Below are 24,913 nucleotides of genomic sequence, written 5' to 3' on the forward strand. Positions count from 1 at the left end.
ATGTCAGCCAAAGCCGTTCCGCAAATCGCTATTCCTGCCACGTACATGCGTGGGGGTACCAGCAAGGGCGTGTTCTTTCTGTTGAGTGATATGCCTAAGGTTGCGCAAGCGCCTGGAGCGGCACGGGATGCCTTATTGATGCGTGTCATTGGCAGTCCTGATCCTTATGAAAAGCAAATTGATGGCATGGGCGGTGCTACTTCGAGCACTAGTAAAACCGTCATTCTGTCTAAAAGTTCCCAGCCCGACCATGATGTAGATTATTTATTTGGCCAAGTGTCGATTGATAAGGCCTTTGTAGATTGGAGTGGTAACTGCGGTAATTTATCTGCGGCAGTAGGTCCATTAGCGATTCGTAAGGGGCTCGTCGATGCGGCTAGGATTCCGCAAAACGGTATTGCTACTGTCCGTATTTGGCAGGCCAATATTGGTAAAACGATTATTTCCCATGTTGCGATCACGGATGGCCAGGTACAGGAGACGGGTGACTTCGAGCTCGATGGGGTCACGTTTCCCGCGGCAGAAGTGCAACTGGAATTTATCAACCCTGCGGCTGAAGAAGAGGGGGCATCTGGAGCGATGTTCCCGACAGGAAATTTGGTAGATGATCTCGACGTACCGGGCGTAGGCGTGCTTAAGGCAACCATGATTAATGCAGGTATTCCGACAATCTTTATTAATGCGGCGGACATCCAGTACAACGGTACAGAATTGCAGGGCGATATTAATTCCGATCCTCAGGCATTGCAATTACTGGAAACAATTCGGGCCTACGGCGCGCTGCGCATGGGTTTAATTACAGACATTGCCCAAGCCGCTACCCGCCAGCACACGCCCAAGCTAGCCTGGGTAGCATCACCCGCTGAATATAAATCCTCCAGCGGCAAAGTAGTCAAAGCCGTTGAAATAGATTTGTTGGTGAGAGCGATGTCCATGGGCAAATTGCATCACGCCATGATGGGTACTGCGGCAGTGGCAATTGGAACTGCAGCCGCTATCGAAGGTACCCTAGTAAATACCGCCGCGGGTGGCGGTGATTTAAGTAGTGTACGTTTTGGCCACCCGTCGGGTACTTTGCGAGTTGGTGCTCAAGCTTCATTGGTGGATGGGGAATGGCAGGTAGTTAAAGCCATCATGAGCCGTAGTGCTCGTCTACTCATGGAAGGTTCGGTCTTTGTACCGGGCGACTCTTTCTAAATCAAAAAATAAGAATCATTAAATAAGAATCAATAAAGGAATGTATATGACTAGCCGTGAAACTCTCAAAGCACTGGTTGAAGCCCGTCGTGGCCTGCTCGTTCCTGGGGCTTTTAATGCAATGTCTGCACGGGTCATCGAAGACCTTGGCTTCGAGGCTATCTATGTCACGGGTGCTGGGGTAACCAATATGTGGTTTGGCTTACCAGATCAAGGTTTTATGGGTTTGCATGAGATAGCTGATCATACCGCCCGCATTCGGGATGCAGTGCAAGTGCCCTTGATTGTGGATGCCGATACAGGCTTTGGTAACGCCCTCAACGTCCGTCACACGGTGCGTGTACTTGAGCGTGCTGGCGCAGATTGCATTCAGTTTGAGGATCAAGTTGCACCGAAGCGCTGCGGCCACTTTTCAGGAAAAGAAGTGATTTCTACTGAGGAGGCGGTTTCTAAAATTAAGGCCGCAGTCGATGCGCGTCAAGATAGCAATCTTCTTATCATGGCACGGACAGATGCTTGTGCAGTGTATGGTTTCGAAGCAGCAATTGAGCGCGCTGAAAAGTTTAGCGAAGCGGGCGCGGATATTTTGTTTGTTGAGGCGGTTACCACTGCAGAAGAGATTCGCTCTTTACCGCACCGCTTAAGCAAGCCTCAACTCATGAACATGGTGATTGGTGGCAAAACCCCCATCATTGGTAGCGAAGAATTAGCTGGCCTTGGTTATGGGATTGTGCTCTACGCCAATGCAGCTTTGCAGGGTGCAGTAGCCGGCATGCAAAAGGCCTTGACTGTTTTGCGGGATGCGCAGCGCATTGATGAAGATCCTAATTTGGTCGTCCCATTTGCTGAGCGTCAGCGCCTGGTAAACAAACCATTTTTGGATGCACTCGAGAAAAAATACTCCGTCTAAAGCAGATGGAAGTGGCTCAGTAGCCTAGTTTCTAAAAGTGGACTACTGAGCGAATTGATTTACCTGCGTGCATCAGTTCAAAAGCCTCATTGATATCGGTCAGGGGCATCGTGTGCGTGACAAAGGGCTCGAGTTCGATACGTCCTGCCATCGCATCCTCCACCATTGCTGGTAATTGACTGCGCCCCTTTACGCCACCAAAGGCAGAGCCAAGCCAACGACGTCCTGTCACCAACTGAAATGGCCGCGTAGAAATTTCTTGACCGGCACCAGCAACGCCAATCACTACGGACTGCCCCCAGCCACGGTGAGCGCATTCTAAAGCTGCACGCATGACATTGACATTGCCAATGCACTCAAAGCTATGATCTACACCCCATTGCGTCATCTCGATGATGACTTGCTGAATGGGCTTATCAAAATCTGCTGGATTGACAAAGTCAGTTGCACCAAAGTACTTAGCTAATTCAAATTTAGCGGGATTTATATCGATTGCAATGATCCTACCAGCCTTAGCCAATTTGGCACCATGAATTACGGCTAAGCCAATACCACCCAAACCAAACACCGCCACACTATCACCCTCTTGTACCTTGGCAGTATTTTTGACAGCGCCCAGCCCAGTGGTCACGCCGCAGCCTAATAAGCATACTTGCTCAGGGTTGGCCAATGGATTGATTTTTGCTAAAGAGACTTCCGCAACTACGGTGTATTCGCTGAAGGTAGAGCACCCCATGTAATGAAAAATAGGCTTACCTTGATAGGAGAAGCGCGATGTGCCATCAGGCATCAAGCCCTTGCCTTGAGTGGTGCGTACTGCGGTACACAAGTTGGTCTTACCACTCTTACAGAAAAGACATTGACCACATTCGGCGGTGTAAAGCGGAATGACGTGATCGCCCGGCTTAACACTAGTAACACCTTCGCCTACTTCAACTACGATGCCAGCACCTTCATGCCCCAGTACCACCGGAAAGAGACCCTCTGGATCTTCACCTGAGAGTGTGAATGCATCGGTATGGCAAATGCCTGTATGCGTAATCTTGACGAGTACTTCGTGTTTTTGAGGAGGAGCAACATCAATTTCTGCTACTTGCAAGGGTTCCCCTGCCTTGAATGCAACAGCGGCTCTTGATTTCATGGGCTTACTCTCCTGATTAGTGCGGCAAAGCCGAACACTTCAGCAGACTATACCAAGCTAATGGCAGATGCGTAGAGGTAGATTTTAGTGATGCTGTAAATAGTTCATCACCCAAGCTGGATCGCTGTCACTTGGGAATATGGGGTAATGCACCGCTTCAATCACACCGTTATTAGCGATGAGCGTGACGCGCTTAAGCAAAGTCATGTCTGCAGCAACAAAGGTTGGAAGCTGTAAAGCCTTCTGAAATAGTAGCTTGTCATCACTCACTACCGGAAAAGGCAAGTGCAAACGGTCGGCCATCTCTTGTTGGTAATCGGTCGCTTGTGTGCTTAAGCCCACCACTTCAGCGCCGAGTGCTTGCAGCTCTTGATAGTGATCCCTAAAGGAGCAGCTCTGCGGTGTACATCCTCGAGCACCAGGTATTTGATCCCAGCCCTCAGGCAGGGCAACATTGGGTTGACCAGTCATTGGATAGCAATAGATCACTAGCTTTCCAATCAGGCTGCCCAAGTCAATGAATTTGCCAGTAGTGGCTTGTAAAGCAATGCGAGGTAGCCTCATCCCGATTAGATGATCGGTAGCGCCGTCATCTTTTGGAACGGGAAGATCGGTAGGAAGTTGATTTAGATTGGTCATGAACTGATTCCTTACGGTCTACTCAATTAATCGAACTTAGATCTCATAGACATCACCCTCATTATTCATTGCCTGCTCAACAATTTTGCGCGTCAGGGTTGGTGAAAATAACTCAATGAAGGTATAGACAAATGATCTGAGGTAAGCACCTTGCTTAACGCCTAGATGTGTGACGTTACTGCCAAATAAGTGCCCAACCGGAATCACTTTCAAATTACGGTCCCTATCCGCATCGTATGCCAAACCAGCAACGATACCGACGCCCATGCCGATTTCAACATAAGTCTTAATGACGTCCGCATCAATGGCCTCCAAAATAATGTCAGGCTGCAAGTTGCGTTGCAGAAACGCAGCATCAATTTTGCTGCGACCTGCGAAGGCTTTGTCATAGGTAATCAGCGGGTACTTGGCAACTTCTTCTAGGGTGATAGCAGCTTGATTTAGTAGGGGGTGGCTCAATGGCACCATGAGAACATGTTGCCATTGATAGCCAGGTAAAGCCAGCACGCCAGGGGTATTGGCGATACCTTCAGTGGCAATGGCTATATCGGCACGGTCTTGGGTAAGTAGATCAGCAATTTGACCTGGGTTGCCTTGCTGAATGCTGACGCGCACTTTGGGAAAGCGCTTAGTAAATTCACTTAATACTTTAGGTAAGGCATAGCGCGCTTGTGTATGCGTGGTGGCAATCACGAAGTTTCCCTGATCTTGACTAGCAAAATCTTTGCCCACACGTCGCAGAGTTTCTACTTCATCTAAGATGCGTTCAATCGAGACCAAAATGCGTTTGCCTGGCTCAGTGAGCGAGCGAATGCGTTTGCCGTGACGCCGGAAAATTTCAACACCCAACTCGTCTTCGAGTTCAATAATCGCCTTCGAGACCCCTGGCTGCGAGGTAAAAAGCGCCTTAGCAGCAGTAGTGAGATTAAAGTTTTGCCTGACGGCTTCCCGGACAAAGCGAAATTGGTGCAAATTCATGAGGATTCCATTCTATATATCTTTAGCGATATATAGATTAAATTCTATATGAATATCCAATAATTATGATTTTGATACCCAGCGCAATCCCAAAATGGCTAAGAGGAAGTAAAACAAGGGGGGTGTCAAAGCTGTCAGTAAAGGTGGCCATGAACCAAGTAGCCCTACGTTGGAGAACAAAGAGTTAAACAACTGAAAACTCATGCCCAGCATAATGCCGCCAAAGACTTTGAAGCCCACACTTCCAGCGCGGACTTTGAGATAAGCAAAGGGTAGCGCTAAAGCGAGCATCACAAAAATGGTCAGCGGATAAATCACCTTCTTCCAAAATGCGATCGCATGACGTTGAATATCTTGCTTGTTATCTTGTAAGTGAGAAATAAAGCGGCCTAGACTCAGGATCGACATTTTCTCTGGGCTAATCAGCAGGACACCCAAGATTTGCGGGGTGACTTCGGAGACCAGGCTGATGGTGGGGTGTTTATAAGTGTGAGCGGTGTACACGGGCTCAAGCGAATCGGTTTGTTTAGTTTCTGTAAAGCGGGTTTCTGTTACCTCATTCAATACCCAGGTACCCATCTGGTCAAATTGCCCGCTGACAGCGCTACGAATCGAGAGCAAGCGATACATATCATCGAATTCATACATACGGATATTAGCAATCTCATTATCTTTCTCGATCTTGCCCACGTTGACATAACGTACTCCAGGTCTAATAGGACCGTTCCCATCTTCATCACGCAATCGGTCTTTGACCCAAACACCTGTTTTAAATTGAGAGGTATAGGCAGAGCCTAGGGCTTTCATCCGTATCTTCTCGGAGAGATTCTCTGTGTATGGGCCCACACCCTCGCTAATAATTAAGGTCAGCACGATGAGGGGTAAGGCAATTTTCGCTAAGGTCAGCAATCCTCGTTTTGCGTCTAAACCCGCAATTCGCAAAATGGTGAACTCAGATTGACTCGCAAGCATGGCAAAGACATAGATTCCCCCAATCAAACCAGCGATCGGAATGATTTCAGAGATGCGGCTGGGCGCCTTTAGGAGTACATGCAACAAAGCTAAAGGCAAGGTGTAGGCACCCTTGATGGAGCCTAGCTCACTCAAAATATCAAAGAACAAAAAGAGAGCTACCAAAGCAAATAAGATGAAACCAAACGCAGCGTAAATTTGCCGTGCTAAGTAGCGCTCATAAATAAAAGGAAAGAGCAATCTCATTTACTTATCCATGCGGGTAATTGACGGCGCCACCAATTTAAGGAGGGGTTGATGCGATTGCGAATGAGCACGATCGCCATGAGAATGGCAAGTAAGTGAATCAGCCAGACGCCCACAAAGACACTCACTTTGCCTTGAGAGACAAAATTTTGTGTCAGATTTAAGAGGTTGCTATAAATCAAATAAACCAGCACGGCATAAAATAGAGCAGTGTAGTTACCCAGGCGCGGGTTGACATACGCTAGTGGGATCGCAATTAGTACTAAGCCGAGCGCCATCAAAGGTAAGCCAACGCGCCACAACAGCTCAGCACGATTGGGGTTGAGGGTGGCAGGATTGGGGTCATCGAGCAATTCCATCACCGTCTTTTCTCGGTCACGCGGTGGCGGCTGCAAGGTTTCTTTGCTGCGAATATCCGTGGTGTAGTCATCAAATTCTAAGATGCGGAAATTGGGCTCGGCTGGTAAGCCTTCATAGCGACGTCCCTGATGCAGAACAATAGACTTACCCCCGTCGGCATTATTTTGCATATAGCCAGTAGAAGCAACTGCAACACTGACGCGTCCATTTTTCATCTCAGTGGCAAAAATATTCTTTACTTCATTTTTTTGGACGTCTAAGTCCTCAATAAAAAAGACGCGCTCGGCTTTGGCTGACTCTTTGAATTGCCCTGCAACGACCATCGCAACATCACTACGCTGTTGAAAACGTTGGCTGATGAGGGTGGACTCGCGATTAGCCCAAGGCCATACAAAAAGAGCCAACAAGGCAATGATGACAATAAGGGGGGCGGCAAACCGTAAGATTGGGCCAATCAGACTAGTAATGCTAAGACCACTTGCAAACCAAACGATCATTTCGGAATCTTTGTACCAACGTACCAAAACGATCAGCACAGCAACAAATAAAGAAACGGTGAGCAAAACTGCCATGTAACCCAGAGTGGCTAAAGCAATTAACACGAGGGTATCTTCTGGACTAACAGCGCCGTTAGCGGCAAATCCCAAAACGCGGATCACTAAGGTCGTAATCATGATGGTGACTAAGACCAAAAAGACACCCCCAGTCGTAAAACTGAGTTCGCGGCGAAGGGCTTGCTGAAAGATCATGAATGCGAGGTTATGTGTAAGAAAGTCTTAATGTGAATTTGCTAAAGTAAAGAATCTTCATGGAGGATAATGGATAAATACTGAATTACCCTTCCGAACTCACTTAAAGATGCTGTAATACATTATGACAATCCAATTTAGTACTAAGATTTTCCCGCAAGCTGAAATGGCTCACCCTAAGCAATTACAGTCTTGTTTTGCTGCCTTGCTCGCCCAAGCGACAGATTGCTTGGTTTTAGCCTACACCAAAGCGGATCTAGATGTTTTAGTGAGCTCTAAAGGGAAAGCTGGCTTTTTGGGTGAGCTCAATCAATTATTGGCTGGAAGCGTATTCCGAGCGCAGGCTTTAGGTGATTTAGATGAGATAGCAGCTTCGCTCTGCATTTTGCGTGCAGAGGCCTCTTGGCCGACGGCCAGCATTAAAGCGAAGCGGGTTTTACTGGTGAGTTTGGGTGATATGAAAGCGCCTGGCGCTCGCGGCTTGCCTGCTTATTCAAAAGTAGTGCGGGCTGCCGTTAAGCAACTCGGCGGTAATTCGATTGTGAGCGCGCTGTGGTTTGTGCCTAGCTTTGCACTGGGACACCGCTCAGATTTAATCGGCGAAGAAGTGCGCTTAACCATGCAATACGCAGGGGATCAGGCATACCGTTTTGGTGTGCGCCATCCAGCGCTGAAATTTAAAGCGAAAGATAAAGCAGATACGTTTGCAAAATTGGTATTTGCTGGCAATAACACTTGCGCTAAAGAGCTTAAGGCTGCAGTGGCTGAAGGTAGTGCGATGGTCGAGGGCATGAATCTTGCCAAGGATTTGGGTAATCTGCCTGCCAATATTTGTACGCCGCCCTATCTTGGCAAGACAGCACAAGGACTTGCTAAAAAAGTAGGCCTCAAAGTAGAGGTATTAGGTCGTAAGCAAATTGAAGCATTAAAGATGGGGTCGTTTCTGTCGGTAGCTCAAGGCTCCGATATGCCGCCGCAATTTATTGTGATGCGTCACCAGGGCGGTAAAGCAGGGGACGCACCAATTGTCTTGGTGGGTAAGGGAATTACCTTTGATACCGGTGGCATTTCACTCAAGCCGGGTGAGGCCATGGATGAAATGAAGTACGACATGTGTGGTGCCGCCTCAGTTATGGGCACTATGTACGCGATTGCGCAAATGCACTTGAAGAAGAATGTTATCGGCGTAATTCCCACTTGCGAAAACATGCCTTCAGGTCAAGCTACTCGTCCAGGAGATATTGTGACCAGCATGTCTGGCCAGACTATTGAAATTCTGAATACAGATGCGGAAGGTCGCTTAATTCTGTGCGACGCCTTAACTTACGTCGAGCGTTTTAAACCTAAGGCGGTAATTGATGTTGCCACCCTGACTGGCGCCTGCATCATTGCCCTTGGCCATGTCCACAGTGGCGTCTTCTCCGATGATGAGGGGCTGGTGGATGCCTTAAGCAAAGCGGGACACGCGTCCTTGGATACGGTTTGGCGTTTGCCTTTGGATGCTGCATATCAAGAGCAACTCAAATCCAATTTTGCGGATATCGCCAATATAGGTGGCCGCCCAGCAGGAAGCGTGACAGCAGCCTGTTTCCTCGCGCGCTTTACTGAGAAATACAAGTGGGCCCACTTGGATATCGCTGGTACAGCTTGGAAGAGCGGCGCTGCTAAGGGAGCTACTGGTCGTCCGGTACCACTGCTATTTAATTTCTTGCTTGAGCAAAAGTAAGCGCTTTAGTAATGGCAAGGATTGATTTTCACAGTAACGTCAAAGATAAGTTGGAATATGCTTGCCGTCTCACGCGCAAGATTTGGAGCGCTACAGCCGCAGGTGAGCCTGTCCGAAATATTGTGATGGTTGGCGAGAAGTCAGATTTAAAAACTTTGGATAACTTGTTGTGGACCTTTAGTAAGGTCGACTTTTTACCGCATTGCTATATTGATGAGGAAGCGGCGCTAGAAACGCCTATCGTCTTGACGGATGATCCTGCCTCACCCGCTTTGACAGGGCTACCTCATGCAGATGTCATGATCCATTTAGGAATGCGTATGCCCAAGGATGTCGCGGCTTTAGTGGCGCGCTTTCCCCGTATCGTGGAAGTAGTTACCGTAAATGAGGCAGAGCGTTTAGCTGGTCGTGAACGCTTTAAAGCCTATCGCGATCTAGGTCATGAGTTGCATAACTTTGATCAATCCAAAAGTTAATTGCTGTTGATTTAGGCCCCCATACTTCATGCTCATTCATCCTCAATTTGATCCGGCTGTCATTCACATTGGATCTTTTGCGATCCATTGGTATGGTTTGATGTATCTCATGGCCTTTGTACAATTTTTACTATTGGGTCGCATGCGTATTCGCGAGCCTCGGTATCAGGCTTTAGGATGGACGTATAAAGACTTAGAGGATCTCTTGTTTGCAGGAGTCTTGGGTGTCGTATTGGGCGGTCGCTTAGGCTATACCTTGTTTTACATGCCGGGTTATTACTTGGCAAACCCGCTCAGTATTCTCAAAATTTGGGAAGGGGGCATGTCCTTTCATGGTGGTTTATTGGGGGTGCTCGTAGCATTGGCTTGGTTTGCGCATCAACGCAAAACAAGCTTTCTTTTTATTGGTGATTTGGTCGCCCCCTTGGTTCCTTTTGGTTTGGCATTTGGCCGCTTAGGTAACTTTATTAATGGTGAGTTGTGGGGCAGGCCCACCGATCTTCCTTGGGGCATGGTCTTTCCTTTGGTGGACTCCTTGCCGCGTCACCCTTCGCAAATCTATCAACTCTTTGGTGAAGGGCTCCTGCTCGGCACCGTTTTATGGATTTACTCTAGCAAACCAAGACGCTTAGGTCAGGTTTCAGGGCTGTTCTTATTAGGTTATGGCCTCTGTCGCTTTTTGGCAGAGTACGCCCGTGAGCCAGATGCGTTTTTGGGTTTACTAGGATTGGGCTTGTCGATGGGTCAATGGCTTTGCGTGCCGATGATTTTCTTGGGTGGGTATTTGTTGCTCGTCCCCAAAGAAAAAGCTAGCCAAAATAGGAATATGGCTGCGTAAGAAACTACAGGTATTCCCTTGGTCAAATTGCTCGATTTAGTGTCAATTTCTAGTATATTAGAGGCACTTTGAACGGTAATCAGCACTTTTAGCATCCCCCAACACCTAAGTTAACTCCTTAATAAATCCTTATTTGAGAATGAAGCATGCTTGAAAAGCTAGCAAAAGCACGATATTTTTCACGCGTTGTCGGTGCCGTCAATCGGCTTGTTTCTGAGCGTGGCGAATCCAATGCGGTGAGTATGGCGGACGAGGTCATCAACAACTATCGCAAGCTCTCAAAAGATCAGCATGTTCGTTTCTTTACTTTCTTATTTGAAAAGTTGAATCCAGATGCTGCAGCAGTAGTGAGTGCTGCACAAGAATTTGCCGCTGAAGCAAATGCACGCAATTACATTCGCTTACAACGGGCCAGTGAGCCTGCACGTCAAGAATTGTTTCGCCGCCTGAATCGCGCCAAAAATGGTACCGCTGCTTTAGTAGCCATGCGCCGAGACTTGTTGCAGGTATTAGACAAAAAGCCTGAGTTAACTGCTGTGGATTTCGATCTACGCCATCTTTTGTCATCTTGGTTCAATCCTGGGTTCTTGAAGATGCATCGGGTGGATTGGAAATCGCCCGCTGAGGTTCTAGAGAAGTTGATTCAACATGAAGCGGTGCATGCTATTGACGGTTGGGATGACTTGCGTCGGCGCTTGCAACCCGATCGCCGTTGTTTTGCTTTCTTTCATCCACAGTTACCAAATGAACCTTTAATCTTTGTCGAGGTTGCCTTACTGCCGGAGATTCCTTCTCTCATTGCACCTCTGGTGGATAAGAAAGCGGAAACGGTTGAACAGGTTTCGCAATATAAGGTCGCTGCGTTTTATTCAATCAGCAACTGCGAACCTGGGCTGCGCGGTGTCTCCATGGGCAACTTCCTGATTAAGCGGGTTGCCGAACAACTGCATGCAGAATTTCCGGGGCTAAAGACCTTCGTCACACTTTCACCCATTCCCGGCTTTATTGACTGGATCGCTGCAGGCGCTGAGCTTGGCAATTCACCAGCTGCAGAGCAAGTGAAACCGGCCGTCAAATTGGCGCGTGAAAACGCTTTAGCCAGCCTCCATTTAGAGAGTAAATCATGGCCTGAGCGCATTAGTGCCGGTTGGCATCCTGATTCAGCGAGCGAAAAAGAAAAAGCGGCTTTGATGTGTTTAGCGAGTATTTATTTAGGTGTTTGTTCGCCAGCACGTCAAGGCAATCCAGTTGCCAAGTTTCACTTGGGTAATGGCGCCAAACTGCATCAAATTAATTGGTCTGCTGACTTATCGCGTAAGGGTTTACGCCAATCAGCATCCTTGATGGTCAATTACTTATACGATCTTTCCGCGGTTGAGGAGAATCATGAGCGCTTTGCTAATGGTGAGGTCATCTATTCACGGCCAGTCGCCAAGTTAATGGCAGGTTGAGACTGCTGGCGCAACATTAGTAGTAAATCAGTGCCTTAAATTAGGGCAATTTTAAATAGGGTTTAAAATCGTTTTTGCTTAAATAGGTAGCTTAGAGGTTGGTTCAAAGTTGATAATAAAAAAATAATCACGAATTATTAGGAGATAACCATGTCAGACTCAAATCAGATTAGTTCATTACGTCGCCAATTATTATTGGGCGCAGCTGGCGCCTCATTGGCAGGCTATAACTTACCCACTTGGGCGCAGGACGCTTCCAAGAATTTAAAAATTTCACATCAATTTCCTAGTGGTACGGATTTCCGCGACCGTCTGTGCAAAAAGTTTGCAGAAGAGGTCAGCAAAAGAACCAAAGGTGCATTGAAGTTCGATGTCTACCCACAGTCTTCCTTGATGAAGACCAACGCCCAATTTAGCGCACTCCGTAAGGGCGCGCTTGACCTCAGCTTTTACCCATTGCCGTATGCAGGTGGTGAAGTTGTCGAGGCCAATATTGGTTTGATGCCTGGTTTGGTAACTAGCTATGAACAGGGCGCGCGTTGGAAAAATGCTGAGGTTGGCAAGATTCTGAATAAAGTACTCGAGTCCAAAGGCATTGTGATTGTGAGCTGGGTATGGCAAGCCGGCGGTGTTGCTACTCGCTCAGGTCCTATTATTGTTCCTGATGATATTAAGGGCGTGAAGTGCCGTGGCGGTAGTCGTGAATTTGACATTATGCTCAAGGCAGCAGGTGGGTCAGTAATGACATCAATTCCCTCCAATGAAATTTATCAAGCAGTGCAAACGGGCTCTTTAGATGCTGCCTATACCTCTTCTGCTAGCTTGATGTCTTTCAAGTTGGCCGAGCTAACTAAGAATTTCACCTCCGCTAAAAACAAGTCTTACTGGTTTATGCTGGAGCCTCTCATGATGTCCAAGGCCATTTTTGATGCCTTGCCAGCAAATCAGCGCGACATCATCATGGCGGTGGGTTTGGAAATGGAGAAATACGGTACAGAGCAAGCAAAGCTAGACGATATTGATGCCGCGATTGCGTTCGCTAAGGGCGGCAATAAGGTGTTTGAGTTGGATATGGCTGCAGTTGATAAATGGAAGGCAGTTGCTAAGGGCTCCGCATGGAAAGACTTTTCCGACCGGAATGAAACTTGCGCAGCCATGATGCGTTCAGCGGAAAAGATCTCTTAATATGATGCGCCTTCTTCAAGCGCTTGACAAATGGATGTCAGCGCTCAACAAATTTATTGTCCTACTAGGCGCCATTGCACTGATGGCTGCCGCTCTGATTTTGAGTTACAGCGTCTTGTCGCGTGCTATTTTCCATGAGGCGAATGACTGGCAGGATGAAGCGGCGCTATTCTGTTTGGTAGGAGTAACCTTTCTCTGCGCTGCTTACGTTCAAGAAAAGCGCGGCCATATTGGTATTTCGGCAATTGAAGGGCTCTTACCCCATCCAGTTAATCAAGTTCGTAGGGTTGCCATTGATATCATCTCCTGCCTGTTTTTCGCCTTCTTCTCGGTAAAGACTTGGGACTTACTGCATGAAGCTTGGGTCGATGGGCAGGTGACAAACTCCACTTGGGCGCCAGCCTTATGGATACCGTACGCGATGATGTTTGCGGGTATGTGTTTGTTGACCTTCCAGATTTTTTTACAAATATTCATCAGAAAACAAGTGGTCTCTGATCCATTAAGCGGAGGTCATTAATCATGTCTGTACTTAGCATTGGTATTTTATTTGCCATAGTGACCTTGGTCATTATGTTTTCGGGAATCTCGATTGCTTTCGCCTTGGGCATTGTGGCTGTCATCTTTATGGCCATTTTCATGCCTGCTTCTTCGCTGGATACTATCGCGCAGAATGTCTACGAGGAGATGTCGAGCATTACCCTGATGTCGATTCCGCTCTTTATCTTGAAGGGTGCTGCCATCGGGCGATCCCGTGCCGGTAAAGATTTATACGATGCATTGCATGTTTGGATGGGAAAAATTCCTGGCGGTTTGGGAGTAGCCAACGTATTTGCTTGTGCTTTGTTTGCCGCGATGGCGGGCTCAAGTCCAGCAACCTGCTCTGCGATTGGTAGCGCGGGTATTCCTGAAATGCGTAAGCGGGGCTACTCCCCAGGCTTTGCTGCAGGCATTATTGCGGCCGGCGGCACCTTGGGAATTCTGTTGCCACCCTCTATCACGATGATTTTGTATTCTGTTGCTGCAGAGCAATCCTTGGGCCGTTTATTTCTAGCGGCGATCGGTCCTGGCGTGATGCTCGTTTTATTCTTCTCTGCTTACACGGTGTATCGCTTTCGTAAAGAGTATTCCACTGCTTACAAGGCTTACCAGGTGAACGCAACTTCTGCACCAATTCTGGATCGCCAGACTTACACCATGCAGCAAAAGATTAGTGCTCTACCAAGAGTGCTACCTTTCCTATTGCTGTTAATTGGTGTGATGATGGCTTTGTATGGTGGCTATGCCACTCCAGCGGAAACGGCCGGTTTAGGCGCTGTCTTTGCCTTCGTGCTGATTGCAGTGATTTACGGTATGTGGCGTTTTAAGGATCTTTATCCACTGTTGGATGTGACTATTCGCGAGTCAGCGATGTTGATGTTCATTATTGGCATGTCCTTGCTTTTTGCCAACGTCATGAGCTATTTGCATTTAAGTCAAACCGCAGCCCAAGCGATCGTTGATTTAAATGCCTCACGTTGGATTTTGTTGGCCGCCATTTTATTTATGGTGATCATCTTGGGATTCTTTTTACCCCCTGTATCGATCATCTTGATGACTTCGCCAATCTTTTTACCTCCACTACGCGCTGCGGGATTTGATCTCGTTTGGTTTGGTGTGGTGATGACTATCGTCATGGAGACGGGCTTGATACATCCTCCCGTTGGACTCAATATTTTTGTCATCAAGAATATTGCGCCTGATATCACTTTGCGTGAAATTATTTATGGTGTGATGCCGTTTGTTGTCATCATGTTGCTTTCAGTAGTATTGCTGTGTTTTTTCCCAGAAATCGCTACTGGTTTATCAGATTGGGTAATGGGCACGCCGCTTGTTTAAGAATCTCAGAACTCAAGGAATGTTGTTATGAATTTGTATTCAGTACTAGAAAAAGGTTTCCCGAAGGACAAATCAGCCTGTGCCATTGAGACACAGGACGGTTTGTATTATTCATGGAAAGATATCGAGCGCGGTACCGCCATGATGGCAAATCTGCTAAAGAACCTGAAGTTACCTAAGGGTTCTCGGGTTGCTGTACAGGTTGAAAAATCTCCAGAAGCACTTTTTTTGTACCTCGCTACGATTCGTGCTGGCTATATTTATTTGCCATTGAACACGGCCTATCAAGCGGCAGAGATTCAGTATTTTTTAGAAAACGCTCAGCCAGCCCTGGTTGTTTGTACTAGCAAGAATTTCTCTTGGGTTTCGAAGGTTGCCTTCAAGTCAGGCACTAAGCATGTCTTTACTTTAGATGAAGATCGCAAGGGCAGTCTATTAGATCGCGCTAGCGTTCAGAGTGACAAGTTCAAAACAGTCGACATGAAAGACAATGATTTAGCAGCCATTCTCTATACCTCCGGCACAACTGGCCGTAGTAAGGGTGCGATGCTGAGCCACAATAATTTAGCGAGCAATGCCAAGGTACTGCAAAAGTTTTGGGGTTGGAAAAAAGGCGATGTGTTGTTGCATGCTTTGCCTATTTTTCACGTGCATGGATTATTTGTTGCGGCTCATGGCGCCTTAATTAACGGCAGCAAGATGATCTGGTTGCCACGTTTAGATACGGCGCAGTTAATTCATTACATGCCACAGTCCACGGTGTTGATGGGTGTGCCTACTTTTTATGTGCGTTTGTTAGCTGATAATGGTTTCAATAAATCAGTGACCCGCAATATGCGTTTATTTGTTTCTGGTTCGGCACCGTTGTTGACTGAAACTTTTAACAGCTTCAAAGAGCGTATCGGCCAGCCTATTCTAGAGCGCTATGGCATGAGCGAAACGGTCATGCTGGTATCAAATCCCTACCAAGGCGAACGCGTTGGCGGCTCTGTTGGCTTGCCATTACCGGGGGTTAAAGTCCGTGTTGTCGACGATAACAATCGACCTTGCGATGTGAATGAAATCGGTAATGTGCAAGTAAAAGGCCCAAATGTGTTTCAGGGTTATTGGCAGATGCCTGAAAAGACCGCTGAAGAATTTACTAAAGACGGCTGGTTCAAGACTGGTGACGTTGGGCGTTGGGGCGGAGCTGCCAACGGCGGTGAAGCTCCCAAAAACTATTTATGCATCGTTGGTCGTAGCAAAGACTTGATTATTTCAGGTGGTTACAACGTCTACCCCAAAGAGATCGAGAGTTTCATCGATGACATGGAAGGCGTGTTTGAGAGCGCTGTGATTGGCATTCCTCATCCTGACTTTGGTGAGGCTGTGATGGCGGTAGTAGTTCCTAAAGAAGGCGCTAAATTAGACTCACAGGCTATGATTGCCACCCTGAAAACCCAAATAGCGAATTTCAAAATTCCTAAGCGCTTAGAAGTTGTAGCTGACCTGCCACGTAATGCGATGGGTAAGGTGCAGAAAAATATTCTGCGTCAACAGTTCTCTAGCTAAATCAGTATCCAAACGCTTTGCGGCTTTCATTGAACATGAAGGCCGCAAGTAAAAACAGCATGATGCCGAAGATGCGCTTGAGTTGACCTACGTTTAGCTTGCGCGCCATTCGAGCGCCGAATGGCGCTGTAAATACACTCACCACCACAATGCACAGTACTGCTGGGATGTAGATAAAGCCCAAGGAACCTTCAGGCAGATTGGGGTTGCCCCAACTGCCGTACATATAACCCACTGTGGCTGCGGCCGCTATCGGAAATCCCAAGCCTGATGAGCTCGCCATAGCGGTGTGGGGCTTGACGTTGCACCAAAGCATAAAGGGAACAGTAATGAAGGCACCTCCTGCGCCCACTAAGCTCGCAAGCACACCGGCAAAAGCGCCAAATGAGAAAAGCCCTACTGGACCCGGAAGATCCCTGCCAGCCGTAGGCTTCTTATTAATGATCATCTGAATGGAGGTGTACACGATAAAGATGGCGAAGCCTAGCGAGAGCCAAGAGGTGTTAATTGCTTCAAATATTTCACTACCGCCGAATAAGCCGCCTAAAACCATACCAGGACTTAAAGACGCTACCAGCTTCCAGTCAATGGAGCCGTGTTTGTGGTGCGCCAAAATAGCCGAGGTAGTTGTAAATAAGATGGTGGCCATACCCGTCGCAATAGCCATATGCACTATGACATGCTGGTTAAAACCTAAATGATTAAAGACCAAAATCATGAAGGGCACCAAAATCATTCCGCCACCAATGCCGAGCAAGCCCGCCATAAATCCGGAAATACTCCCGCACAACATGAGCATCAAAATATCATTTATTGACATGAATTCCCCGCCTTAGCCGCTAGGCCGTCATCCTGAACCCTAAGGTTCAAGGTGGAACGGCTACTTTGTTTCGGGTGCATTAAGACTCTCAGGGAGTGAACAGCTCGAGGCTGCCACTGTGTAGGTTCAAAACGCTCACGCCCACAATGTAAAGATCGTTCCTGATGCTTGCGCATCGGTTCAAGGAACTATTGGCCTTGGCGAACCAGGCAGGGAAAAGGTTTGCATCAAGCTATCTACATGATCTTCTAAGGAGCGAACTTCTGCATGCAACTCAGAAAGGGCATCAGCGTCATCGATGGATGATGGGCTTGATGGGGAAGGGCTTGGTGCTGAAGATTTGAGGGTAATGAGATCGCCGGCAATTTTGATGGCGGCCATCATACTTGCCCGTTCGATACTGCGATTACCACCAGTGATTGCTAACTGAATTTGTTCATCGACTAAAGCGCAAGCAGAGCGCAGTAAAGGCTCATGCTCCGTACTCGTGGCAAGGGTAATTTTTTGTCCGGCGAGGGTTACTTCAATGCGTTGTTGGCTCATTGTCATCCTCTGGGGTAGGTGTTGCTGCGGCTGCGCCAAGTAAATTGAGTTGGCGGCTGTCGCTTTGTTCTGGCAAGCGACTCAGAATATGCTGAATGCGCTTTTGGGCATCTTCGATTTTGATTTCAAGTTGGTTGCGGTCATGATGCAAGCCCTTCACCGCTTCTGTGATCAAAAGGATCTTAGCGGCCACTCTTTTGATGGCGGCAGAAATATCCTCCCGAGTCGGAGAGGACGGGTCCGTGAAAGTTGAGGTGGGATCACTCATATAGCCATTGTAGCTCCGACTCGAAATCCCCTGCAGCTGTCAAAAAGCATATTTGGTCGTGAAGAAGTACGATCTTTTATCGCTTGGATAGTAAAAATAACTATTGGCAAAAGAACCATCTGCCATTTGGACGCTCGTAAAGCCTCCATAAGTTGAGTAAAGAGCATTGCCGACGTTCTTAATGGTGAATTTGCTATCCCACCCACCCGTTTTGTAGTTTAGAAATACGTCCCCAACGGTGTAGGAAGGCATGGGAGTTAAAGAGCTATAAAAGCCAGGAGTAGCGTCATAGTGTTGAGTTCCGACATAATTAACTACACCCCCAACAGACCAGTTCTGGTCTATGGAATAGTTTGCTCTAGCGTTTAACATTAAATTAGGAACGACTGGAATTGCTTGGCCGATATAAGGGCCATCAGCATAGTAAGACCGTTGAAACTTGCCCCCACCAGCAATGCTTAGGCGACTTGTAATATTTGCAGATGAATTGAATGCCACTCCTCGGCGGTTGATATTAAATGGCGAGTTGTAGTTGGCGCCTGTAGATGGATTGAAGGTGATTTCATTTTGAGAAACCGATGAAAAGAGCGAGCCGTTTAACCTGACGGTATCTAGCATCCAATTCCCTCCAACTTCATAGGTTTGGGCTGTTTGCGGTTTGAGGATGCCATTGAAAACTTGGCTTCCTGTCGTTGGATCAGAGCCCCAAAATTCATCAATATTTGGGAATCGATAGGATTGATTCCATTTCAAGTAGATGCTTTGGTTTTTGGCGTAATTAAAATTGAAGGCGGCATCGCCAGCGTTTGCTGAAAAAGTTTGATTTGCGCTTGATGCCCCATCTATCGAGCCTACCCCAGAAAAATAAGTACTCGCTTGCTGCGTCTGATGTCTCGCTCCCCCAGTAAAGGTGATGCCGTAAGTGATTGGTAATTTAAGTAGCCCATACACGGATTGATTTAATAATGAGGCACTTTGAACATTGTTGGTTTGGTTAGTGGGGTTATTGACATAGCCAAAGGGAATCATGTAACTGCTAAGTTGATTCGGACCGTATGACCCAATAGAGCCTTGCGAGGCTTTATTAAACTCGTAACCAAAAATAGCGCTTCCCAGGGTGCCAAAGTCAGCCTTGATGCGTGGGGAAAGATTGAGTTGCCAACCTGAAAGCGTGTTGCTGGTGTTAGACCAAATTGGTGTCCCTGTTGATGTATTAACTGCTGCATCAGTATCAAAAAAGGGATAGTTAAAGAATACGGTTCTATTGGTGTAAGAGGCATCGACTTCGCTTAAATAGCCTTCTGCCAACTCCTTAGTGCCCCCAAACCGGACTCCTGAATTATTGGCAGTGGAGCTTGAGCCAATATTTTTAAAGAAGGCTGCTTGTGGATTGCCACCGCCCACTTGGCCTAAAACAGCGCCTGGTAATTGCTCATTTGTATAACCGTAAAACAGGTCGACATACGCTTTATCGCTAGCACTAAATTTTTGCGTCACTTTGGCGTCAAAAGCGTACGCATTGGCCGCTGAATTTTGGCGCCAGCCATTGGTGTTCGATGTGTTAGCAGTTAATTGATACGTGGTGCTTTCATAGGTATCGCGCAGAATGGCATTGTTAATCAGCGTTCCAAAACTGCCATAGCTCACGCTTGCTTGATTGAGGGGCGAGGTATTGCCGTTGGTAATGATATTAATCACACCCCCAACCGCGCCATTGCCGTATTGCACGGATGCGCCACCTTGCAGAATTTCAATGCGCTCGATAGAGTCGATGGGAATAGACTCCCAAAAGACGGAGGACATGTCGATGGGGTTAATTCTTTGGCCATCGACAAGGATCAAGGTAGTGCTATTGGCCGTCATGCCGTAACCACCCATATCCACGGTGGCATCCAGATTTAATTGACCACCACCATTAATATTGCGCACATTGAGGCCGCCAATTTGCGACAAGACATCTGGAATGTTGTTAGACGTTGAGGCATCAATCTCATCCCGCGTGATAACTTTGACGTTTGCCGGTACCTCATTGAGGTTCTCCTCAAATCGTGAGCCGGTAACGATGACCGTGGATTGGTTTGCTTGGGCAATGACTGCGAAGGAGTGAATCGCAAGAATGGCTCCGCAAAGCACAGAGCGCAATGCTCTTGCCGATGTAATGCTGAACTGCTGCTGCATGATGAACTTCCCGTTGACGCCCCCAATAGCTCACATCCCCGTAAGCTGGGTTGAACGGAATTTCACAATCTGAGATTTCTGGCGTCAATGGTTGACCCTTGCCAAGCTGGCACGGGTAACTTCATCGGCGCGCGAAGGTCCCCGTCCGCAAAATTCCACCTGTCTTGGCCGGTATCCGGGCTGTAAACATCAGAATCTTGCCTTCCCATGCAATTGACTTGCACAGTGGCTTCATTAGATTCCTTTGATCTTCAATTCGCATTGAGGATGTATTCACTTACCGTTGCGGGGGCAGCACACTTTGAGTGTTTCCCGTTTAACTTTATTGCATTGCAATAAAGCACCACGACAGATGAATTCTATCTTATTCCTACTGTTTAAGCGCTTAAGCAGGGTTAAACCGCCTACAATATGGGTCTTGGAACAAAGGAATTATGTTTGCATTAAATAAGCACCCCGAAAAAAACCTGATTCGCTTGCAGTTGAGCCAAAACTCGGTCTTAAAGAACTTAGACTCCATGGCGCTGGCCGACTTAGAGCGGGATTTAGTTATTTCCGATCTTAAGAAATCAGAAATCCTGCTCAATCAAGGTGATCATCAGATGGAGCAGTACTTTGTTTTGGATGGCATTCTGAAAAGGATTGTTTCCAGTCCGGATGCCAAAGAAATGATTTTACGGTTTGCCATCGAAAAAGAGATTGAAACCAGCTACGCGGCATGGCGACTCAAGACCGCCGCCCCATATAGTATTGCTTCGGTAACCAAGGCGCGAGTAGCCCGTATGCCCATGAAAAAATGGGCTGAATTTCTGGAAGAGCATCCGCCTTTGAAGGAAAGCTTTGAGTTTGAGGTCATGCGCTTGATGAGTGAAATCATGGCTCATACCATTACCCTGCATATGCTCGACGCGCCTGGCCGAGTAGAGCGATTTTTGCGCAAATATGAGGATTTATTTGAGCTACTCCCTAAAAAAGAGTTGGCTGCCTACCTCAATTTATCTCCCGAAACTCTGAGTCGTCTTAAAACGAAGCACAAAGAGCTGTTCGTATAAAGAAATCCCCTTCCTAGGGGTGATTTCGAGGGAAATTGACCAAAGTCAATGATGATCCTTCTTGCATAAGCCTAATATTCAGATCTGCCCTAGAGGGTTATTTTTTATCCTAAAAACTAGTGGCAATTTCATCAATTTATTGGAGACCGTTATTACTAGTGCGCTTGCAGCAAATTTTTTTGATAAGACTGCACGGTAATTAACTTAAAGAAATTCTATGACAACAGATAATCAGCAAAACGTAGCTCTCACCGATGGCTTTCACCTTGTAATCGATGCGCTCAAGGCGAATGACCTCGACACCATTTTTGGCTTGGTTGGTATTCCGATTACCGATCTATGCCGCCTTGCACAAGCTGAGGGCTTGCGATTTATTGGTTTCCGTCATGAGCAGCATGCAGGTAACGCTGCCGCGATTGCTGGTTACATGACACAAAAACCGGGCATTTGCATGACTGTTTCTGCACCTGGTTTTTTGAACGGTTTGACTGCACTCGCCAATGCGACGGTGAACTGCTTCCCGATGATTTTGATTAGTGGCTCAAGCGAACGTGAAATCGTGGACTTGCAGCAAGGCGACTACGAAGAGATGGATCAGCTCAATGCTGCCAAGCCATACGCTAAAGCTGCTTATCGTATTAATCACATTGAAGATATCGGCATTGGCTTTGCCCGTGCGATTCGTGCAGCCGTTTCAGGTAGACCTGGTGGCGTATACCTCGACTTGCCTGCACAGTTGCTAGCGCAAACTATGCCAGCGGAAGAGGCGAAGAAGACGATTTTCAAAGTGATCGATCCAGTGCCCCGTCAAATTCCTGCACCAGATGCGGTTGAGCGCGCTCTTAATGTTTTGAAGAATGCGAAGCGCCCATTAATTTTGTTGGGCAAGGGCGCAGCTTATGCCCAAGCAGATGACGACATTCGTGCCTTGATTGAAAAATCAGGCATTCCTTATTTACCTATGTCGATGGCAAAAGGTCTCTTGCCAGATACGCATCCTCAATCTGCCTCTGCTGCTCGCTCTTATGTTTTAGCTGAAGCTGATGCGGTGTTGTTAGTTGGTGCGCGTTTGAACTGGTTGTTGGCTCACGGTAAAGGTAAAACTTGGGGTAAAGAGCCTAAGAAATTTATTCAGATTGATATCCAAGCGAACGAAGTGGATAGTAACGTCCAAATCGATGCACCATTGATCGGCGATATTGGCTCTTGCGTTGGCGAACTCCTCAAGGGAATCGCTGCGGTTCCTAAGCCAAGTGCTGAGTGGATTGCTGCAATCACTGAAAAGAAAGACAAGAATTTAGCCAAGATGGCTGAAACCTTGGCTAAAGAAGCGGCGCCAATGAACTTCCATGGTGCCTTGCGCGTGATTAGGGATGTGATTAAAAAGAACCCAGATGTGAACTTGGTGAACGAAGGCGCTAACACGCTCGACTATTGCCGTGCCATCGTTGATATGTACAAACCGCGTAAACGCTTTGATTCTGGTACTTGGGGAATTATGGGTATCGGTATGGGCTACGCAATTGGTGCTTCAGTTATCAGCGGTTTACCTACCATCGCTGTCGAGGGTGATAGTGCCTTTGGTTTCAGCGGCATGGAGCTGGAAACCATTTGCCGCTACAAGTTACCTATCACTACCGTTGTATTCAACAACAATGGTGTTTACCGTGGCACGGATATCAATACTAGCGGTAGCGATGATCTCGCGCCAACCGTATTTATCAAAGATGCGCGTTACGATAAGATGATTGAAGCATTTGGCGGTGTTGGCTACTATGTCACCACCCCTGCAGAGTTAGAAGCTGCTTTAACGGAATCATTAGCGGCTGGTAAGCCTGCCCTCATTAATGCAGTGATTGATGAGACAGCGGGAACAGAGAGTGGTCGTTTGACGAACTTAAACCCCACTTCAGCAGCCCATAAATAATTTAAGTAACACGACAGTAATTTTAAGGAGAAGCAATATGACTAAACCACTAGACGGCATTCGTATTATTGATTTCACACACGTTCAGGCTGGCCCTGCATGTACTCAATTGTTGGCTTGGTACGGCGCTGATGTTATTAAAGTTGAGCGTCCAGGTTCTGGCGACGTAACTCGTAGCCAATTACGTGACGTACCAGATGCAGATGCTTTGTATTTCACGATGTTGAACGGCAACAAGCGTTCTTTAACTTTGGATACCAAGACGCAAGAAGGTAAAGAAGTGCTCGAGAAGTTGATCAAAGTTTCTGACGTGATGGTTGAGAACTTCGGTCCTGGCGCATTAGACCGTATGGGTTTTAGCTGGGCGCGCATTCAAGAACTGAACCCAAAAATGATCATGGCTTCGGTTAAAGGTTTTAGCGATGGCCACTCATACGAAGACTTAAAAGTCTACGAAAACGTTGCACAGTGTGCTGGTGGCGCCGCTTCTACTACTGGTTTCTGGGATGGTCCTCCTACTGTTTCTGCTGCTGCCTTAGGTGATTCCAACACGGGTATGCATTTGGCAATTGGTATTTTGACTGCATTAATGCATCGTCAAAAAACCGGCAAAGGTCAAAAAGTTTCCTGCTCAATGCAAGATGCCGTTTTGAATTTATGCCGCGTTAAATTACGTGATCAACAGCGTTTGGACAAAATTGGATACCTCGAAGAGTATCCACAGTATCCACACGGTTCATTTACTGATGTCGTACCTCGCGGCGGTAACGCTGGTGGTGGCGGTCAGCCAGGTTGGGTTTTGAAGTGTAAGGGCTGGGAAACTGATCCTAACGCCTATATCTACTTCACCATTCAAGGCCATGCTTGGGAGCCAATCACTAAAGCAATCGGCAAGCCAGAGTGGGCAACCGATCCAGCGTACATGACTGCAGAAGCACGTCAAGATAAGATTTTTGATATCTTCGCTACGATTGAAGAGTGGCTCAAAGATAAGACGAAATACGAAGCAGTAGATATTCTCCGTAAGTTCGATATTCCTTGCGCACCAGTTCTTTCGATGAAGGAATTGGCGAATTCACCAGACCTGCGTAAGAGCGGTTCGATTGTTGAAGTTGACCACAAAGTACGTGGTAAATATTTGACTATCGGTAGCCCAATCAAGTTCTCTGACTTGACAGTAGAAGTTGGTCCATCACCAGTGTTGGGTGAGCATACTAACGAAGTGTTGGCAGACCTTGGTTACGATGCAGCAGCGATTAGCAAGTTGCATGAAGCTAAAGCCGTTTAATTAGCCTTAAAGTTGGTAAAGAAAAGCGCTCCTAACGGGGCGCTTTTTTATTTCACCATTGCTTGAGAAACTCAGTAGACTAAGAATATGAAAACTCACATTGATCTGAATCAACTCATAGAGGGCGTGTGCGATGCCATTATTGTGGCTGATGCCCAGCAAAAAATAGTTCTTTGGAATGCGGCAGCCACGCGCATTTTTGGTTATTCCGAAGTGGAGGCTTTGGGGCAGCATCTTGACATGATTGTTCCCGAACGCCAACTGCATCGACACAATGAAGGCTACGCTAAATCCATGAGCACCGGCACTACTCGCTATGGAAGTTCACTATTAAAGGTTCCTGCTAAGCATAAAGACGGTCACCCGCTATCGATCGCATTTACTGTGGGGATGCTGTTCGATGAGCGGCATCGAGCCACGGGGGTGGCGGCTGTGATTCGGGACGAAACTGAGCGTTTTGCCGAGGAGCGGGCTTTAAAAAAGCGTCTTGCAGATTTGGAAACGCCCAGTTCATAACTAGACTGGGTTGATTGGTATGCA

The 24,913-nt window shown here is 47.2% G+C and carries 22 protein-coding genes, 1 other RNA gene, 1 pseudogene and 1 riboswitch; of the genes and pseudogenes, 14 read left to right on the forward strand and 10 right to left on the reverse strand.

Translation table 11 applies throughout. From position 1 onward, the window contains the following. Together prpF and CP950_RS07900 are read left to right on the forward strand one after the other, a co-directional pair. Positions 1–1,197 (forward strand): 2-methylaconitate cis-trans isomerase PrpF, encoded by a 1,197-nt coding sequence (prpF, locus tag CP950_RS07895; RefSeq protein ID WP_096674128.1) that lies wholly within the window; start codon positions 1–3, stop codon positions 1,195–1,197. 46 nt (positions 1,198–1,243) lie between these two features. Next, a complete protein-coding gene (locus CP950_RS07900) occupies positions 1,244–2,107 on the forward strand; it encodes an isocitrate lyase/PEP mutase family protein (RefSeq protein ID WP_096674130.1) in 864 nt (287 codons plus the stop codon). 31 nt (positions 2,108–2,138) lie between these two features. On the opposite strand, the gene CP950_RS07905 is transcribed toward CP950_RS07900, so the two are convergent. From CP950_RS07905 to lptF, 5 genes are all read right to left on the reverse strand, one after another. Then, positions 2,139–3,248 carry an S-(hydroxymethyl)glutathione dehydrogenase/class III alcohol dehydrogenase gene (locus CP950_RS07905; protein WP_096674132.1) on the reverse strand — a complete coding sequence of 370 codons (1,110 nt, stop codon included), beginning with the start codon at positions 3,246–3,248 and terminating at the stop codon, positions 2,139–2,141. An 84-nt stretch (positions 3,249–3,332) separates the two neighbouring features. Beyond that, on the reverse strand, positions 3,333–3,887 hold the full coding sequence (locus tag CP950_RS07910; RefSeq protein ID WP_096674134.1) for a peroxiredoxin: 555 nt from the start codon (positions 3,885–3,887) through the stop codon (positions 3,333–3,335). 36 nt (positions 3,888–3,923) lie between these two features. Beyond that, positions 3,924–4,865, reverse strand: a complete 942-nt coding sequence (locus CP950_RS07915; protein WP_096674136.1) for a CysB family HTH-type transcriptional regulator — start codon at positions 4,863–4,865, stop codon at positions 3,924–3,926. Positions 4,866–4,928: 63 nt separating this feature from the next. After that, the gene (lptG, locus tag CP950_RS07920) at positions 4,929–6,083 is read right to left on the reverse strand and encodes an LPS export ABC transporter permease LptG (RefSeq protein ID WP_096674138.1); all 1,155 of its coding nucleotides are present in this window, start codon (positions 6,081–6,083) and stop codon (positions 4,929–4,931) included. Beyond that, positions 6,080–7,192, reverse strand: a complete 1,113-nt coding sequence (gene lptF / locus CP950_RS07925) for an LPS export ABC transporter permease LptF (RefSeq protein WP_096674140.1) — start codon at positions 7,190–7,192, stop codon at positions 6,080–6,082. Before lptF ends, lptG begins: the two co-directional genes overlap by 4 nt. A 130-nt stretch (positions 7,193–7,322) precedes the next feature. Between lptF and CP950_RS07930 the strand changes: the two genes are divergently transcribed. The 8 genes from CP950_RS07930 to CP950_RS07965 all read left to right on the forward strand — a co-directional run bounded on the left by CP950_RS07930 (position 7,323) and on the right by CP950_RS07965 (position 16,297). After that, positions 7,323–8,918, forward strand: a complete 1,596-nt coding sequence (locus CP950_RS07930; RefSeq protein ID WP_419185588.1) for a leucyl aminopeptidase — start codon at positions 7,323–7,325, stop codon at positions 8,916–8,918. A gap of 11 nt (positions 8,919–8,929) precedes the next feature. Next, positions 8,930–9,394: a DNA polymerase III subunit chi gene (locus CP950_RS07935; RefSeq protein WP_096674144.1), complete on the forward strand. Its 465-nt coding sequence runs from the start codon at positions 8,930–8,932 to the stop codon at positions 9,392–9,394. A 28-nt stretch (positions 9,395–9,422) separates the two neighbouring features. Beyond that, positions 9,423–10,232: a prolipoprotein diacylglyceryl transferase gene (lgt, locus tag CP950_RS07940; RefSeq protein ID WP_096674146.1), complete on the forward strand. Its 810-nt coding sequence runs from the start codon at positions 9,423–9,425 to the stop codon at positions 10,230–10,232. Positions 10,233–10,378: 146 nt separating this feature from the next. After that, on the forward strand, positions 10,379–11,683 hold the full coding sequence (locus CP950_RS07945; RefSeq protein ID WP_096674148.1) for a malonyl-CoA decarboxylase domain-containing protein: 1,305 nt from the start codon (positions 10,379–10,381) through the stop codon (positions 11,681–11,683). 150 nt (positions 11,684–11,833) lie between these two features. Next, the gene (dctP, locus tag CP950_RS07950; protein WP_096674150.1) at positions 11,834–12,868 is read left to right on the forward strand and encodes a TRAP transporter substrate-binding protein DctP; all 1,035 of its coding nucleotides are present in this window, start codon (positions 11,834–11,836) and stop codon (positions 12,866–12,868) included. 1 nt (position 12,869) lies between these two features. Beyond that, positions 12,870–13,388 (forward strand): TRAP transporter small permease, encoded by a 519-nt coding sequence (locus tag CP950_RS07955; protein WP_243391955.1) that lies wholly within the window; start codon positions 12,870–12,872, stop codon positions 13,386–13,388. 2 nt (positions 13,389–13,390) lie between these two features. Beyond that, positions 13,391–14,746 carry a TRAP transporter large permease gene (locus CP950_RS07960; RefSeq protein WP_096674152.1) on the forward strand — a complete coding sequence of 452 codons (1,356 nt, stop codon included), beginning with the start codon at positions 13,391–13,393 and terminating at the stop codon, positions 14,744–14,746. Positions 14,747–14,773: 27 nt separating this feature from the next. Then, positions 14,774–16,297: a malonate--CoA ligase gene (locus CP950_RS07965; RefSeq protein WP_096674154.1), complete on the forward strand. Its 1,524-nt coding sequence runs from the start codon at positions 14,774–14,776 to the stop codon at positions 16,295–16,297. Between the two features lies 1 nt (position 16,298). On the opposite strand, the gene CP950_RS07970 is transcribed toward CP950_RS07965, so the two are convergent. From CP950_RS07970 to CP950_RS07990, 5 genes and pseudogenes are all read right to left on the reverse strand, one after another. Next, complete coding sequence (locus CP950_RS07970; protein ID WP_096674156.1) at positions 16,299–17,117, reverse strand: sulfite exporter TauE/SafE family protein; 819 nt, start codon at positions 17,115–17,117, stop codon at positions 16,299–16,301. Continuing rightward, a non-coding RNA gene (gene ssrS / locus CP950_RS07975) (6S RNA) lies at positions 17,118–17,336 on the reverse strand. Between the two features lie 162 nt (positions 17,337–17,498). Next, positions 17,499–17,666 (reverse strand): annotated as a pseudogene (locus CP950_RS10155) (cell division protein ZapA); the annotation flags it as partial. Further along, positions 17,641–17,928 (reverse strand): hypothetical protein, encoded by a 288-nt coding sequence (locus CP950_RS07985; RefSeq protein WP_096674158.1) that lies wholly within the window; start codon positions 17,926–17,928, stop codon positions 17,641–17,643. The gene CP950_RS07985 and the pseudogene CP950_RS10155, both read right to left, overlap by 26 nt. A gap of 39 nt (positions 17,929–17,967) precedes the next feature. After that, entirely contained in the window at positions 17,968–20,106 is a 2,139-nt protein-coding gene (locus tag CP950_RS07990; RefSeq protein ID WP_096674160.1) for a TonB-dependent receptor, read from the reverse strand. Between the two features lie 149 nt (positions 20,107–20,255). After that, positions 20,256–20,469: riboswitch (cobalamin riboswitch) on the reverse strand. Positions 20,470–20,540: 71 nt separating this feature from the next. Here CP950_RS07990 and CP950_RS07995 point away from each other — a divergent pair. The 4 genes from CP950_RS07995 to CP950_RS08010 all read left to right on the forward strand — a co-directional run bounded on the left by CP950_RS07995 (position 20,541) and on the right by CP950_RS08010 (position 24,889). After that, complete coding sequence (locus CP950_RS07995; protein WP_096674162.1) at positions 20,541–21,158, forward strand: Crp/Fnr family transcriptional regulator; 618 nt, start codon at positions 20,541–20,543, stop codon at positions 21,156–21,158. Positions 21,159–21,375: 217 nt separating this feature from the next. Beyond that, on the forward strand, positions 21,376–23,085 hold the full coding sequence (oxc, locus tag CP950_RS08000) for an oxalyl-CoA decarboxylase (protein WP_096674164.1): 1,710 nt from the start codon (positions 21,376–21,378) through the stop codon (positions 23,083–23,085). A gap of 37 nt (positions 23,086–23,122) precedes the next feature. After that, positions 23,123–24,373 carry a formyl-CoA transferase gene (gene frc, locus CP950_RS08005; protein WP_096674166.1) on the forward strand — a complete coding sequence of 417 codons (1,251 nt, stop codon included), beginning with the start codon at positions 23,123–23,125 and terminating at the stop codon, positions 24,371–24,373. A gap of 87 nt (positions 24,374–24,460) precedes the next feature. Continuing rightward, a complete protein-coding gene (locus tag CP950_RS08010; protein ID WP_096674168.1) occupies positions 24,461–24,889 on the forward strand; it encodes a PAS domain-containing protein in 429 nt (142 codons plus the stop codon). The last annotated feature ends 24 nt before the right edge of the window (positions 24,890–24,913 follow it).

Source organism: Polynucleobacter meluiroseus (genome assembly GCF_900205755.1).
In the GTDB taxonomy this organism is placed as follows: domain Bacteria; phylum Pseudomonadota; class Gammaproteobacteria; order Burkholderiales; family Burkholderiaceae; genus Polynucleobacter; species Polynucleobacter meluiroseus.

Excerpts from the sequence above, each read along its gene's own strand:
- prpF (WP_096674128.1), top strand. The coding sequence starts at position 1 with ATGTCAGCCAAAGCCGTTCCGCAAATCGCTATTCCTGCCACGTACATG.
- CP950_RS07900 (WP_096674130.1), top strand. The coding sequence starts at position 1,244 with ATGACTAGCCGTGAAACTCTCAAAGCACTGGTTGAAGCCCGTCGTGGC.
- CP950_RS07905 (WP_096674132.1), bottom strand. The coding sequence starts at position 3,248 with ATGAAATCAAGAGCCGCTGTTGCATTCAAGGCAGGGGAACCCTTGCAA.
- CP950_RS07910 (WP_096674134.1), bottom strand. The coding sequence starts at position 3,887 with ATGACCAATCTAAATCAACTTCCTACCGATCTTCCCGTTCCAAAAGAT.
- CP950_RS07915 (WP_096674136.1), bottom strand. The coding sequence starts at position 4,865 with ATGAATTTGCACCAATTTCGCTTTGTCCGGGAAGCCGTCAGGCAAAAC.
- lptG (WP_096674138.1), bottom strand. The coding sequence starts at position 6,083 with ATGAGATTGCTCTTTCCTTTTATTTATGAGCGCTACTTAGCACGGCAA.
- lptF (WP_096674140.1), bottom strand. The coding sequence starts at position 7,192 with ATGATCTTTCAGCAAGCCCTTCGCCGCGAACTCAGTTTTACGACTGGG.
- CP950_RS07935 (WP_096674144.1), top strand. The coding sequence starts at position 8,930 with ATGGCAAGGATTGATTTTCACAGTAACGTCAAAGATAAGTTGGAATAT.
- lgt (WP_096674146.1), top strand. The coding sequence starts at position 9,423 with ATGCTCATTCATCCTCAATTTGATCCGGCTGTCATTCACATTGGATCT.
- CP950_RS07945 (WP_096674148.1), top strand. The coding sequence starts at position 10,379 with ATGCTTGAAAAGCTAGCAAAAGCACGATATTTTTCACGCGTTGTCGGT.
- dctP (WP_096674150.1), top strand. The coding sequence starts at position 11,834 with ATGTCAGACTCAAATCAGATTAGTTCATTACGTCGCCAATTATTATTG.
- CP950_RS07955 (WP_243391955.1), top strand. The coding sequence starts at position 12,870 with ATGATGCGCCTTCTTCAAGCGCTTGACAAATGGATGTCAGCGCTCAAC.
- CP950_RS07960 (WP_096674152.1), top strand. The coding sequence starts at position 13,391 with ATGTCTGTACTTAGCATTGGTATTTTATTTGCCATAGTGACCTTGGTC.
- CP950_RS07965 (WP_096674154.1), top strand. The coding sequence starts at position 14,774 with ATGAATTTGTATTCAGTACTAGAAAAAGGTTTCCCGAAGGACAAATCA.
- CP950_RS07970 (WP_096674156.1), bottom strand. The coding sequence starts at position 17,117 with ATGTCAATAAATGATATTTTGATGCTCATGTTGTGCGGGAGTATTTCC.
- CP950_RS07985 (WP_096674158.1), bottom strand. The coding sequence starts at position 17,928 with ATGAGTGATCCCACCTCAACTTTCACGGACCCGTCCTCTCCGACTCGG.
- CP950_RS07990 (WP_096674160.1), bottom strand. The coding sequence starts at position 20,106 with ATGCAGCAGCAGTTCAGCATTACATCGGCAAGAGCATTGCGCTCTGTG.
- CP950_RS07995 (WP_096674162.1), top strand. The coding sequence starts at position 20,541 with ATGTTTGCATTAAATAAGCACCCCGAAAAAAACCTGATTCGCTTGCAG.
- oxc (WP_096674164.1), top strand. The coding sequence starts at position 21,376 with ATGACAACAGATAATCAGCAAAACGTAGCTCTCACCGATGGCTTTCAC.
- frc (WP_096674166.1), top strand. The coding sequence starts at position 23,123 with ATGACTAAACCACTAGACGGCATTCGTATTATTGATTTCACACACGTT.
- CP950_RS08010 (WP_096674168.1), top strand. The coding sequence starts at position 24,461 with ATGAAAACTCACATTGATCTGAATCAACTCATAGAGGGCGTGTGCGAT.